We start from the raw sequence: 12,687 nt of genomic DNA on the forward strand, positions 1-12,687 counted from the left end.
GTCACCCGACGACGAGGGGGGCCACCGCGTCCGCGGTGGCCCCCCTCGTCGTCCTCGCCGCCGCCCCTGGCCGGCCGGGGGCGAACCCGGCCGGCCAGGGACTGGCTCACAGCTCGAAGACCTCCTCGACCAGCGCCTGCTGCTCGGCCTGGTGCCGCTTGGCCGAACCGACCGCGGGCGAGGACGAGGCCGGCCTGGTCACCGGGATCAGCTGACCGGGCAGCTGCACCTGCTGCGGGAGGTTGAGCGCCACGAACGGCCAGGCGCCCTGGTTGGCCGGCTCCTCCTGGGCCCACACCACCCGCTCGGCGTGCGGGAAACGGGCCAGCTCGGCGCGCAGCTCCTCACTGGGCAGCGGGTAGAGCCGCTCCAGCCGGAGCAGCGCCACGTCCGAGGCGTTCCGCCGCTCCCGCTCCGCCGCCAGGTCGTAGTGCACCTTGCCGGCGGACAGCACGACCTTGCGGACCTGCTGCGGGTCGGCCGCCGCGTCGCCGATCAGCGGCCGGAAGGCACCGCTGGTGAACTCCTCGGCCCGCGAGGCCGCCGCCTTCAGCCGCAGCATGGACTTCGGGGTGAAGACCACCAGCGGCTTGTGGTGCGGGTTGTGCACCTGCCAGCGCAGCAGGTGGAAGTAGTTCGACGGCAGGGTGGGTGCCGCCACCGTCATGTTGTTCTGCGCGCACAGCTGGAGGAACCGCTCGATCCGGGCCGAGGAGTGGTCCGGGCCCTGGCCCTCGTAGCCGTGCGGCAGCAGCAGGGTGACGCCGGAGGTCTGGCCCCACTTCTGCTCCGCCGACGAGATGAACTCGTCGATCACCGTGGAGGCGCCGTTGGCGAAGTCGCCGAACTGGGCCTCCCACATCACCAGCGCCTCGGGCCTGGCCAGCGAGTAGCCGTACTCGAAGCCCATCGCCGCGTACTCGCTCAGCAGCGAGTCGTAGACGTTGAACCGGGCCTGGTCGGGCGCCAGGTAGAGCAGCGGGGTGTAGTCCTCGCCGGTCTTCCGGTCGATCAGCACCGCGTGCCGCTGACCGAAGGTGCCGCGCCGGGAGTCCTGGCCGGCGAGCCGGACCGGGGTGCCCTCCATCAGCAGCGAGCCGATGGCGAGCAGCTCGCCCATCGCCCAGTCGATGGTGCCCTCCTCGACCATCGCCGCGCGCCGTTGCAGCTGCGGCAGCAGTCGGGGGTGGACCGTGATCCGCTCCGGGATGTTGACCTGGGACTCGGCGATCCGCTTGACCACCTCGGCGGAGACGCCCGTCTCCACCGCGACCGGGAACTCCGGCCTGGGCACCGGGACCTCGGCCGGGGCCGGGGTGTCCGTGGCGTCCCTGACCTCCTTGAAGACCTTCTCCAGCTGGCCCTGGAAGTCCTGGAGCGCCTGCTCCGCCTCCTCCAGCGTGATGTCGCCCCGGCCGATCAGCGACTCGGTGTAGAGCTTGCGCACCGAGCGCTTCTTGTCGATCAGGTCGTACATCAGCGGCTGGGTGAAGGACGGGTTGTCCGTCTCGTTGTGGCCGCGGCGCCGGTAGCAGACCAGGTCGATCACGACGTCCTTGTTGAACGCCTGGCGGTACTCGAAGGCCAGCCGGGCCACCCGGCAGACCGCCTCCGGGTCGTCGCCGTTGACGTGGAAGATCGGCGCCTCGATCATCCGCGCCACGTCGGTGCAGTAGGTGGAGGACCGGGCGGCGGCGGCCGTCGCGGTGTAGCCCACCTGGTTGTTGATCACGATGTGGATGGTGCCGCCGGTGCGGTAGCCGCGCAGCTGCGACATGTTGAGCGTCTCGGCCACCACGCCCTGGCCGGCGAAGGCCGCGTCACCGTGCAGCAGGATCGGCAGCACCGTGAAGTCCTTGCCGCCCCGGCCGATGATGTCCTGCTGGGCCCTGGCCACGCCCTCGACCACCGGGTCGACGGCCTCCAGGTGCGACGGGTTGGCGGTGAGCGAGACCTTGATCTGCTCGCCGGAGAGCCCGGTGAAGGTGCCCTCGGTGCCGAGGTGGTACTTGACGTCACCCGAGCCGTGCATCGACTTGGGGTCGAGGTTCCCCTCGAACTCGCGGAAGATCTGCGCGTAGGACTTGCCCACCACGTTGGCCAGCACGTTCAGCCGGCCGCGGTGCGCCATGCCGATCACGGCCTCGTCCAGCTTGTCGCCGGCGGCCTCGTCCAGCACCGTGTCCAGCAGCGGGATGACCGTTTCGCCGCCCTCCAGCGAGAACCGCTTCTGACCGACGTACTTGGTCTGGAGGAAGGTCTCGAACGCCTCCGAGGCGTTCAGCCGGCGCAGGATGCGCAGCTGCTCCTCGCGCTCGGGCGCGCTGTGCGGGCGCTCCACCCGGTCCTGGATCCAGGTCCGCTCCTTCGGGTCCTGGATGTGCATGTACTCGATGCCGGTGGTCCGGCAGTACGAGTCGCGCAGCACGCCGAGGATGTCCCGCAGGGTGAGCATCGACTTGCCGGCGAAGCCGCCGACCGCGAACTCCCGCTCCAGGTCCCACAGGGTGAGCCCGTGCTCGGTGATGTCCAGGTCGGGGTGGCGGCGCTGCTTGTATTCCAGCGGGTCGGTGTCGGCCATCAGGTGGCCGCGGACCCGGTAGGAGTGGATCAGGTCGAAGACCCGGGCCGCCTTGGTGACCTCGTCGTCGTGGTTGACGTCGATGTCCCGGTGCCAGCGGATCGGCTCGTACGGGATCCGCAGGGCCTCGAAGATGTCGTCGTAGAAGTCGTGCTGGCCCAGCAGCAGTTGGCTGATCTGGCGGAGGAACTCGCCGGACGCCGCGCCCTGGACCACCCGGTGGTCGTAGGTGCTGGTGAGCGTCATGACCTTGGAGATGCCCAGGCGGTTGAGCGTCGCCTGGGAGCTGCCCTGGAACTCGGCCGGGTACTCCATGGCGCCCACGCCGAGGATCACGCTCTGGCCGGGCATCAGCCGCGGCACCGAGTGCACCGTGCCGATGCCGCCCGGGTTGGTCAGCGAGACGGTGACCCCGGTGAAGTCGGCCATGGTCAGCTTGCCGGACCTGGCCCGGCGGACGATGTCCTCGTACGCCTGCCAGAACTCGAAGAAGGTGAGCGTCTCGGCCTTCTCGATGCCGGCCACCACCAGCTGGCGGTCGCCGTTCTCCTTGACCAGGTCGATGGCCAGGCCGAGCTTGACGTGCTCGGGCTTGACCAGCGTCGGCTTGCCGTCCTTCTCGGTGAAGGAGTAGTTCATCGCCGGCATCGCCTTGATCGCCTGCACCATGGCGTAGCCGATCAGGTGCGTGAAGGAGACCTTCCCGCCCCTGGCCCGCTTCAGGTGGTTGTTGATCACGATGCGGTTATCGAAGAGCAGCTTCACCGGGACCGCGCGCACCGACGTGGCGGTGGGCAGGTCACGGGAGGCGTTCATGTTCTTGGCGACGGCGGCGGCGGGACCGCGCAGCGTCACCAGCTCGGGACCGGCCGTCGGCTCGGCGGCCGGCTTGGCCGGGGCAGCCTTGGCCCCGGCCGGCTTGGCCGCGGCGGGCTTCGCCGCCGGCTTGGCCGGGGCCGGCTGGGCGGCCGGCTGGGTCGCGGTGGGCTTCGCCGCCGGCTTGGCCGGCGCCGCCGGGGCGGGCGCCGCCGGAGGCTGGGCCTGCGCGGCGGCGGGGGCCGAGCCCGCGCCGGCCGGCGCGGCGGGTGCCGAGTCGCCTCCCGGCTGGTAGTCGGCGAAGAAGTCCCACCAGGCACGGTCAACGGAGTTCGGGTCCTGGAGGTACTGCTGGTAGATCTCGTCAACAAGCCATTCGTTGGCTCCGAAGCCGGCGGCAGAGTTCTTCTGCGCTTCTCGGTCGGCGTCAACGCTTGAGGTGTTCGGGGACTGTGGCGACACGGCGGCAACCGCCCTCTTCCGCTTCGCAAGGTCATGGACAGCGGAAATCAAGGCTACGCCCCCCTACGCCTCCGGCGCAGTCCGCAGCCGCCAGACGTGGCCTACACCACACCGAAGCCCGCGTTTCAGGGCAGGAACGCGCGGGAATTGCATCAAGTTTGGTGTGAACAGGCAACGAATTGGCAACAACGGGACTACCGTCGAACAGGACCGCGAGGACCCCCGCGTTCAACTGCGACGATGCGCCGGGCTCCGGGCCGCACGCCGGGGCGCGCGACCGAGGGCGCCCGGCGGCGCCCGAGGTCAGCGGGCCCGCCTTCGGGCCCTGACCGCGACCCTACGTCAATTATTTGCCTGCGCGTTACCCGGCAGGGTGAGTCGGATGTGGCAACCCCGACGGGACTCCGCCACGCCGATCGTCCCGCCGTGCAGCTCCACCGCCCAGCGGGCGATGGCCAGCCCCAGCCCGGTGCCCCCGTCGTGCGCCTGGACGCCGTCGATGGTGCCCCGGCCGAACCGCTCGAAGACCAGCTCGCGCTGCTCCTGCGGGATGCCGGGCCCCTCGTCCCGCACCTCGATGACCAGCCCGCCGGGCGCCGCGCCCGGCCGGGCCACGACGGTGACCGTGCCGTTGCGCGGGCTGTGCTTGACCGCGTTGTCCACCAGGTTGGTGACCACCTGGTCCAGCCGCTCCGGGTCGGCCCTGGCCCGCAGCCCGCCGGGGACCACGTCCAGCCGGATCCGGACGTCGGTCCTGGCGTGTCCCCGGCCGAGCGCCATCCGGGCGTCGGCCAGCACGGTGGTCAGGTACGGCTCCACCCGGAAGTCTCTGGCCTGGAGCGGCACCACGCCGTTCTCCAGCCGGGAGAGGTCGAGCAGCTGCTCGACCAGCCGGCCCAGCCGCTCGGTCTGCCGCAGCGCGGTGGCCATGGTCTCCGGATCGGCGTCCGAGACCCCGTCCACCACGTTCTCCAGCACCGCCCGCAGCCCGGCGATCGGGGTGCGCAGCTCGTGCGAGACGTTGGCCACCAGCTCCTTGCGCTGCCGGTCGGCGGCCTGCAGGTCGGCGGCCATCCGGTTGAAGGCGTGCGCCAGGTCGCCCAGCTCGTCCCGGCGGGCCACCCGGACCCGCCGGTCGTACCGGCCCCTGGCCATCGCCCTGGCCGCCGAGGTCATCTCCAGCACCGGGGACGCCAGCCCCTGGGCCACGAACTGGGTGACCAGCAGGGACGCGATGATCGCGATGATCGCGATCACCTGGAGTCCGATGTCCGACCGGTAGGCCAGGAGCAGCAGCACGGTGGTGATGCCCACCGAGATGATCACCAGGCCGCCCAGCGCGGCCTTCACCGAGCGGAACGGGTCGAGCGGGCGCAGCACCCGCCACAGCGTGTGGCCGTAGCGCCGCGCGGTCGACTCCCGCTGCACGGTCAGCTCAGCCCTCCGCGGTGGCCTGGCCACGGACGGTGGGCTCGCCGGCGAACCCGGGCGGGGTCTCCAGCGCGTACCCGACGCCGTGCACCGTCCTGATCCGCTCGGCGCCGATCTTCCGGCGGAGCGCCTTGACGTGGCTGTCCACCGTCCTGGTGCCGGAGGCGTCGGCCCAGTCCCAGACCTCGGCCAGCAGCTGCTCCCGGGTGAGCACCGCGCGCGGCGAGCGGGCCAGGCACATCAGCAGGTCGAACTCGGTGGGGGTGAGGTGGATGTCCTTGCCGGCGGCCCGCACCCGGCGCTGGGTCCGGTCGATCTCCAGGTCGCCGAGGCGCACGCTGCCCGGCCTGGGCGTGGTGGCGGCCACCGCGGCCCGCTCGATCCGGCGCAGCAGCACGTGCGACCTGGCGACCAGCTCGCGCATGGAGAACGGCTTGGTCATGTAGTCGTCGGCGCCGACGCCGAGCCCGACCAGCATGTCGGTCTCGTCGTCCCTGGCGGTCAGCATCAGCACCGGCACCGGGCGCTGTGACTGCACCCGGCGGCACACCTCCAGGCCGTCGAAGCCCGGCAGCATGACGTCCAGGATCAGCAGGTCCGGGTGCCAGGCGCTGGCGGTCTCCACCGCGGCCGGGCCGTCCGCCGCGGTCTGCACCAGGAAGCCCTCGGCCCGCAGCCGGGCCGCGATCGCCTCGACGATGGTGGGGTCATCCTCGACGACCAGAACGCGTCGCTGGGCTCCGGGGGTTGCCACGGTCGCGTTGTGGTGACCGCTCCGCTCCGCCGTCTCCGGCTCGGTCGGGTCGCCCGTGGGCAACGGCTTCTCCTGGTGCTCTCGGTCCATCGGCGCATTCCTGGTTTCTGTTGAGGTCATGAGGTACCGCCCCGGGGTGTCGCGTGGTGTCAGCCGGCTGGTGCTGACAAGACGGTGCCCTGGGGCACCGCTAAGCAGCGTAGAGCGGAAACTCGGGCCCCGGCTACGCGGACCGGGTGGCGGAATGTCGGCTGGCGAGAAACAGCACGTCGGGAACACCTCGGGCAACCGACACCTCTTCGGTGCGAACTCCGACGAACCCGGCATCGCCCAGCAAGTCGGGGAATGTCGCCGAGGGTTGTGCGGACCACACAACGAGCACCCCACCCTCGGTGAGCGCCGCGCGGCAGGCGGCGAGCCCGGCCGGGGAGTAGAGGCCGTCGTTGTCCTCGGTCACCGTCCAGTCCGGGCCGTTGTCGATGTCCAGGCAGAGCGCCTCGTACCGGCCCCGGACGCTGTGCAGATGGGCCAGCAGATCCGCCTGGACCACCCGCACCCTGGGGTCGGTCAGCGCGCCCCCGGAGTGCGCCGCGAGCGGGCCGGCGCGGTGCCAGTCGAGCACCGCCGGCTCCCGCTCCACCACGTCGATGCCGCCCCAGCGCGGCTCGGCCGCGGCCTCGGCCAGTGAGAAGCCCACGCCCAGGCCGCCGATCAGCAGCCGGGGCGGGTGCGGCCTGGCGGCTCCGCTACCGGAGGTCAGTTCGGTGAGCGCGGCGCGCACCAGGAGCCGCTCGGAACGGCCGTCCGAAGTGTCCATCAGGAAGCAGCCGTTGGCGATGATCTGGAGCAGCGCGCCGTGCCGGCGCAGCACCACCTCGCCGAACGGCCCGGTCCGCCGGTCCAGCACCACGGGCCGGCCGTCTGCCGCGTCCTGGCCGGCCGACGGGCCGGCGGTGCCTGGGGCGGGAAGCGCTGAGGGTGCCATGGGGCCATCCTCCCGCACGGCACCCCGCCGCCCCCGGGGTTTTCCGGTGGTCCCGGGGGCGGCCGCGGTCAGCCGTCGGCCAGCGCCTGGAGCCGGCTGTAGTCCCCGTTGAAGAGGTTGTGGTCGCCGACCGTGGGGCCGGTCGAGGTGTACTGCCAGAAGGTGTGGAAGCCCCAACCGGCCGGCAGGGTGCCGGGGGTGGACGCGTACCTGGCGATCCACAGCGGGTTGGTGGCGCCGAAGCCGGCGTTGTTGCCGGTGCACTGGGTCCACCAGTCGGTGGTGGTGTAGATGACCACGTCCCGGCCGGTGTGCGCGCGGTAGGTGTCGCTGAAGTCCCGGATCCAGTCGACCATCGCCGACTGGCTCAGCCCGTAGCAGGTCGAGCCGTACGGGTTGTACTCGATGTCCAGCACGCCGGGCAGCGTCTTCCCGTCGGCCGACCAGCCGCCGCCGTTGCTGGCGAAGTAGGTGGCCTGCGCGGCGCCGCTGGAGGCGTTGGGCACCGCGAAGTGGTACGCGCCGCGGATCATCCCGACGTCGTAGGAGCCGTTGTACTGCTGCGTGAAGTAGGGGTTGCGGTAGCTGGTGCCCTCGGTCGCCTTGACGTAGGCGAACTTGACGCCGCTGTCCCAGAGCGTGGACCAGGCCACGTTGCCCTGGTGGCTGGAGACGTCCACGCCCTCGACGCTGGCCAGCGGGTCCGCCGCCGGCGGGACGTAGCTGGTGTCGCCGCCCTCGTGTTCGAGGACGGTCGAGCCCAGGTAGGCCGAGCCGAAGTCGGGATGCCGCTCCGGATCGTCGGGCGGGGCGGCCGCGCCGGCCGCCGTCGGCGTGGCCAACAGCAGGGCCAGGGCGGCGAGAAGGGTGCCGAGCAGGATGGGGAGGGTGCGTGGGGCGCGCCGGCGACGTGTGTGGCCGCGCGTACCCAGGTCGGGAACGGGCATGGGTGTGCCTTCCGGAACCGTGGTGTGGGGGGACAGTCGGGCCGGGACGGCATGCTGGTGTGGCCATGCCAATGGCCCAACTCGACGGTAACGCGGGTAGACAGGACAGGGAAGGAGGAAACGGCCTTAGCGGTGGTCCAGGCCGCTGAACGGCGTGAAACCCGGCGCCGCACGGCCGGCCGCGCGACCCGGCGGCGCACCGCCCCCGGACACGCCGGGTGAACGCCCCCGGGCCCGAGGCTGGTTGGCGCCCGTGGGCGCGTTGCGACGGTCAGAGCACGGCGAGGACGGCGGTGGCGTCGTCGTGGGTCTTGCCCCGGGGGAACGCCGCGCCCGCCGGGTCGGCGGACTCCGCCGCGCGCACCTCGGCGATCAGCCCGGCCGGGCCCCGCTCGACCAGCGACCGGTGCAGCGCCGACCAGTCCCCGAGTCCGAAGACCTCCGTCCAGCGCCCCACCCCGTCGGTGACGGCGGCCAGCGAGCTGACCCGCTCCCTGGGGAGACGGCCCGTCACCGCGCGGGCGGCCACGGCCGGATCGGCGGCCGCGGTGAAGAAGCCGTCCGGCGCGTTCCGGTGTGCCTCGACGAAGGCGGCCCGTCGCTCGGCCGGCTGTCGCCATGCCAATGGCCGGAGTTGGTCCAGTCGGTCGTCAAGAACGGGCCGCACCACGCCCGTTGACTCCTCGACCAACAACGCCGAGTCGGAGAGCACCAGATACTCCACCTCGCCGGCGTTCCATCGGCAACACACCACCGTGGCCTGCGGGGTGCGTCGGTGAGAAAGGTCACACGAGCCCCGGTGGGCGTCGGCGGTGCGCTCGATCGCGTGCGCCAGCGCGTCGGTCAGCGGGCGTGCCGGGGCGCTCGTGAGTGCCCGCAGCAGCGTGCCGCCGAGCCGCGCGGAGAACCAGGCGACCCCGTGTGTACAACCGAAATCACCGGTTGGTGCGGTGACGCCGTCCAGCACCACCAGTGCTCCGTCGCCGACCTCGGTCGGGGTGGCGGTGGCGGCGAAGTCCTCGTTGGGGCGGCCCGGTGAACCCGGTTCGGTGGCCGACTGGATGCGCATGCTCAACAGTCTGCCGTAGGGTGGCATTTGTTGGCGTTCGCCTGGGAAAGAGCCGATAGTTGCCGGCGCGGAAGCTGATCTTGCCAGGAGCGCGGCCGGAATTCCAGCGAAAACCAGCCGAACTCACGGCGCGGTCCCCCGGTCAGGTGACGTGAAGTTGTCCGCCGACTTCAGGGTGTTGTTCACTCCTTCGGGTGGCGGGGCTGGCCGGTTCGCCTCCCGCCCGGTCGGCGCTGGCAAGGTCGGAGCCGAAGTGACGAGAATGCGAGCACAGGTGCGGAAGACGACATCGCGGGACGAAGGTGGTTCTGCCCCTTCCACACCTCAGGGCGCCTCGGGGGCGGCCGCCGCCGACCCCGGATCCCGCGCGGCCCGCCGGCGCCGCGGCCGGGTCCGCACCCGGCTGTTGGTCGCCCTGCTGCTGAGCGGGGCCGCGGTGCTGATCGCCGGCGCGCCCGCCGCGCTGCACCAGTACGAGGCGCTGACGGACAGCCAACAGCTTCTGGACGACTCCTCGTTGGGGGAGCGGTCGGTCTCGCTGGCGCACATCCTGGCGGACGAGCGGGACGCCCTGGTGGTCGCCGCCGCCGGTGAACCAGGCGCGCTGGCCGCGGCGTTGACCGACGACGCCACGGCGCGCGCGGACCGCCGGATCGCCGAGCTGCGGGACGCGGTGGAGCCCGCGCTGTCGGACGAGCTGGCCACGCTCGCCGCGGAGCGCGAGCAGGCGCTCGCCGGCGAACGCACGCCGGTGGAGATCCACCAGAGCTACACGGCGGTGATCGAGCGCCTGGACGGGCTGCTGCGCTCCGTCAGCCGGGTCGCCCCGGTCGACGCGGTCAGCCCCACCAGTGACGCGCTGCCCGACCTGGCCCGCGCCGTGCACGCCTCGTCGGCGACCAGGGGCCTGCTGCTGGCCGCCCTCGAAGGCGACGGCGAACAGGCCGAGCTGACCGGCCTGGCCCAGCGGGAGGCGGTCTCCGAGGCCGCGGCCCTGGCCGACTTCCTGGCCATCGCCGACCAGCACGGGCAGGACTCCTACCGGCACACGGTGGCCGGCGGCGACGCCGAGGCAGCCGAGGACTACCTGGCCGTCCTCACCGACGGCTCCGTCCTGGACGCGGCGGACCGGGCGCTCGACCCCGCCGCGGTGGACGAGGCGCTCCAGGCCCGCACCGGCCTCCAGCGCGGGGTGCTGGCCACGCTGGCCACCGAGCACACCGAGGCCGTAGAGGCGCTGCGCGACGACGAGATGACGCGGCTGCTGGTCACCGCCGGGGTGATCATCGGCGCGCTGCTGCTGGCCCTCGCGGTCAGCGTGCAGACCTCCCGTTCGCTGACCCGCCCGCTGGCCGCCGTCCGGCTGGGCACCCGGCGGGTGGCCGCCGACCCGGTCCACCAGGAGCCGGTCCGGTACGTCGGCCGCAACGACGAGTTCGCGGAGGTGGTGGCCTCGGTCAACGCCCTGCGGTCGCGCGCCGAGGACCTCCAGCGGCAGGCCGCCGAGGCCGAGCAGAGCAGCGGCGGGCTGCGCGCCGAGCGCGACCGGCTGCTCGCCGAGCAGCGTGAACTGACCGCCCGGCTGGCCGCGTTGCACGGCGCGGTGCACGGCATGTTCGCGCACCACGCGCAGCGGCTGCTGGACCTGGTGGAGGAACAGCTCGCCGTCATCGAGGGGTTGGAGGAGCACGAGACCGACCCTGACCAGCTGGCCGTGCTCTTCTCCGTCGACCACCTGGCGGCGCGGATGCGGCGGCACAGCGAGAACGTGCTGCTGCTCGCCGGCGCCGAGCCGGTCCGGGCGCTGGCCTCGCCGATGCCGCTGATCGACGTGGCGAGGGCCGCGGTCAGCGAGATAGAGCGCTACGACCTGGTGGAGACGGTCCCGCCGCCGCCGATGCGGATCGCCGCGCACGCGGCGCGGGACGTGAGCCACCTGCTGGCCGAGCTGCTGGACAACGCGGCGGTCTCCGCGCCCACCGGCACCCGGGTGCGGCTGACCGGCCACTGGCAGGCGGAGGAGCTGCTGCTCACCGTCGAGGACGAGGGACGCGGTCTGGCCGAGGGCCGGCTGGCCGAGCTGAACGCCCGGCTCGCCGACCCGGTGACCCCGCCGCCCGGCGCGGACGGCGGCAACGGGCAGCACATCGGGATGGGGCTCTACACGGTGGCCAGGCTGGCCGCCCGGCACGGGCTGCGCTGCCGGCTGGTGGCCCGCCCGGCCGGTGGCACCCTGGCCGAGGTGCTGGTGCCGGCCGGCCTGCTCCAGCCGGGCGGGGCCGAGCCCGGTGGCTTCCCCACCGACGCGCTGGCCGGGCCGGCCAGCGGCGGCTACCCGACGGTCCAGGCCGACCACGGCGGCGCGCACGCCGCCCCGGCGGGCACCACGGGCCAGCATCCGCTGGCCTCGACCACCGGTCAGTACCCGCTGGACGCGACGACGGGTCAGCATCCGCTGGACGCGTCCACGGGTCAGTACCCGCTGGCGTCCACCACGGGCCAGCACCCCATCGCCTCGTCCACCGGGCAGCACCCGGTGGCCCCGGCCACCGGCCAGCACCCCGTGGTGCCGGGCCAGGCCGGGTACCCGGCGGCGCCGGCGCCCGGCGGCTACCCGGCCGGAGCCGGGACGCCGCCCGCCGGCGGGTCGCCGACCGGCGCGCTCCCGGTGCGCGACCTCAGGTCCCGCGGCGCCGAGCACGCGCACGCGCCGGACAGCGCGCCCGTGACCACCAACAGCGGGCTGCCGCTCCGCACCCGGGTGGCCTCCGCCGGGCCCTCCGGCGCGGACACCGGGAGGAACCGGACGGTGGACCCGGAGGAGCTGCGCCGCCGGCTCGGCGGCTTCCAGCGGGGAGCCAGGGAGGGGCACCGGGACGCCGCGCTGGCCACCGGGGAGTTCCCCGCGCATCCGGGCGCCCCCGCCGACCAAGGACCCGGCCAGGGACTCGGCCGCGGGCCAGGCGAAGGGCCCGGCGAACGACCTGGCCGACACGGAGAGGAACAGCCGTCATGACCTCGGGTACCGAAACGCGGCAGCAACGCCCGCAGAGCCACGGCGGGCAGAACCTGCGGTGGCTGCTGAGCAAGTTGGTGAACGAGGTGCCGGGGGTGCTCTCGGTCGCCGTGGTCTCCACGGACGGGCTGCCGCTGCTCTCCACCGAGTCGGGCGCCGACGGCGCGACCACCCCGCTCCTGACCGGGCCGCCCACCCCGCGCTGGCCCGGCGGCACGCCGAGCGGCGCGGCGGCCGACCTGGCCACGGTGGTCTCCGGCCTGGGCAGCCTCACCGGCGGCGCCGCCTCGCTGATGGACGGCGGGCAGGTGAAGCAGACGCTGGTCGCCATGGAGACCGGCAACCTGCTGGTGATGGCCATCTCGGACGGCTCCCTGCTGGGCGTCTACACCGAGCCGACGGTCGACATCAGCGTGGTCACCTACCAGATGGCGCTGCTCGTCGGCCGCGCCGGCCACCTCCTCACCCCGGAACTCCGCGCCGAACTCCGCCAGGCCACCAGCCCCTACTAGGCCGGGGGACCGCACCTGGCCGGTGTCCCGGCGGGCCGGGTCCGTCGGCCGCTCGTCGGCGGGGGCTCCGGCGGTCCTCCCTCTTGCGTCCCCGCCCCCCTGTCGGTAGATAAG

Annotated in this window: 8 protein-coding genes; 2 read left to right on the top strand and 6 right to left on the bottom strand. The window is 73.1% G+C overall.

The window, feature by feature from the left end:
- Positions 1–106 precede the first annotated feature (106 nt).
- The 6 genes from RM844_RS05025 to RM844_RS05050 all read right to left on the bottom strand — a co-directional run bounded on the left by RM844_RS05025 (position 107) and on the right by RM844_RS05050 (position 9,045).
- On the bottom strand, positions 107–3,859 hold the full coding sequence (locus tag RM844_RS05025; protein WP_311665155.1) for a multifunctional oxoglutarate decarboxylase/oxoglutarate dehydrogenase thiamine pyrophosphate-binding subunit/dihydrolipoyllysine-residue succinyltransferase subunit: 3,753 nt from the start codon (positions 3,857–3,859) through the stop codon (positions 107–109).
- Positions 3,860–4,201: 342 nt separating this feature from the next.
- Positions 4,202–5,293, bottom strand: a complete 1,092-nt coding sequence (locus RM844_RS05030) for a HAMP domain-containing sensor histidine kinase (protein ID WP_394814444.1) — start codon at positions 5,291–5,293, stop codon at positions 4,202–4,204.
- A gap of 1 nt (position 5,294) precedes the next feature.
- Positions 5,295–6,134: a response regulator transcription factor gene (locus RM844_RS05035; RefSeq protein ID WP_311665157.1), complete on the bottom strand. Its 840-nt coding sequence runs from the start codon at positions 6,132–6,134 to the stop codon at positions 5,295–5,297.
- Between the two features lie 133 nt (positions 6,135–6,267).
- A complete protein-coding gene (locus RM844_RS05040) occupies positions 6,268–7,029 on the bottom strand; it encodes a spermidine synthase family protein (RefSeq protein WP_311665159.1) in 762 nt (253 codons plus the stop codon).
- A 68-nt stretch (positions 7,030–7,097) separates the two neighbouring features.
- Positions 7,098–7,976 (bottom strand): lysozyme, encoded by an 879-nt coding sequence (locus tag RM844_RS05045; RefSeq protein ID WP_311665161.1) that lies wholly within the window; start codon positions 7,974–7,976, stop codon positions 7,098–7,100.
- Positions 7,977–8,247: 271 nt separating this feature from the next.
- Positions 8,248–9,045: a protein phosphatase 2C domain-containing protein gene (locus tag RM844_RS05050; protein WP_311665163.1), complete on the bottom strand. Its 798-nt coding sequence runs from the start codon at positions 9,043–9,045 to the stop codon at positions 8,248–8,250.
- 262 nt (positions 9,046–9,307) lie between these two features.
- On the opposite strand from RM844_RS05050, the gene RM844_RS05055 reads away from it, so the two are divergent.
- Together RM844_RS05055 and RM844_RS05060 are read left to right on the top strand one after the other, a co-directional pair.
- Complete coding sequence (locus RM844_RS05055; protein ID WP_311665165.1) at positions 9,308–12,061, top strand: sensor histidine kinase; 2,754 nt, start codon at positions 9,308–9,310, stop codon at positions 12,059–12,061.
- Positions 12,058–12,573, top strand: coding sequence for a roadblock/LC7 domain-containing protein (locus RM844_RS05060; RefSeq protein WP_311665167.1), 516 nt, complete (start codon positions 12,058–12,060; stop codon positions 12,571–12,573). The genes RM844_RS05055 and RM844_RS05060 overlap by 4 nt, the downstream gene beginning before the upstream one ends.
- Positions 12,574–12,687 lie beyond the last annotated feature (114 nt).

This window comes from Streptomyces chisholmiae (assembly GCF_031845445.1).
Taxonomy (GTDB): Bacteria; Actinomycetota; Actinomycetes; order Streptomycetales; family Streptomycetaceae; genus Streptomyces; species Streptomyces chisholmiae.

What these genes read in the sequence shown, in the direction of transcription:
- RM844_RS05035 (WP_311665157.1), bottom strand. Translation starts at nt 6,134, where the DNA reads ATGGACCGAGAGCACCAGGAGAAGCCGTTGCCCACGGGCGACCCGACC.
- RM844_RS05045 (WP_311665161.1), bottom strand. Translation starts at nt 7,976, where the DNA reads ATGCCCGTTCCCGACCTGGGTACGCGCGGCCACACACGTCGCCGGCGC.
- RM844_RS05055 (WP_311665165.1), top strand. Translation starts at nt 9,308, where the DNA reads ATGCGAGCACAGGTGCGGAAGACGACATCGCGGGACGAAGGTGGTTCT.
- RM844_RS05060 (WP_311665167.1), top strand. Translation starts at nt 12,058, where the DNA reads ATGACCTCGGGTACCGAAACGCGGCAGCAACGCCCGCAGAGCCACGGC.
- RM844_RS05050 (WP_311665163.1), bottom strand. Translation starts at nt 9,045, where the DNA reads ATGCGCATCCAGTCGGCCACCGAACCGGGTTCACCGGGCCGCCCCAAC.
- RM844_RS05040 (WP_311665159.1), bottom strand. Translation starts at nt 7,029, where the DNA reads ATGGCACCCTCAGCGCTTCCCGCCCCAGGCACCGCCGGCCCGTCGGCC.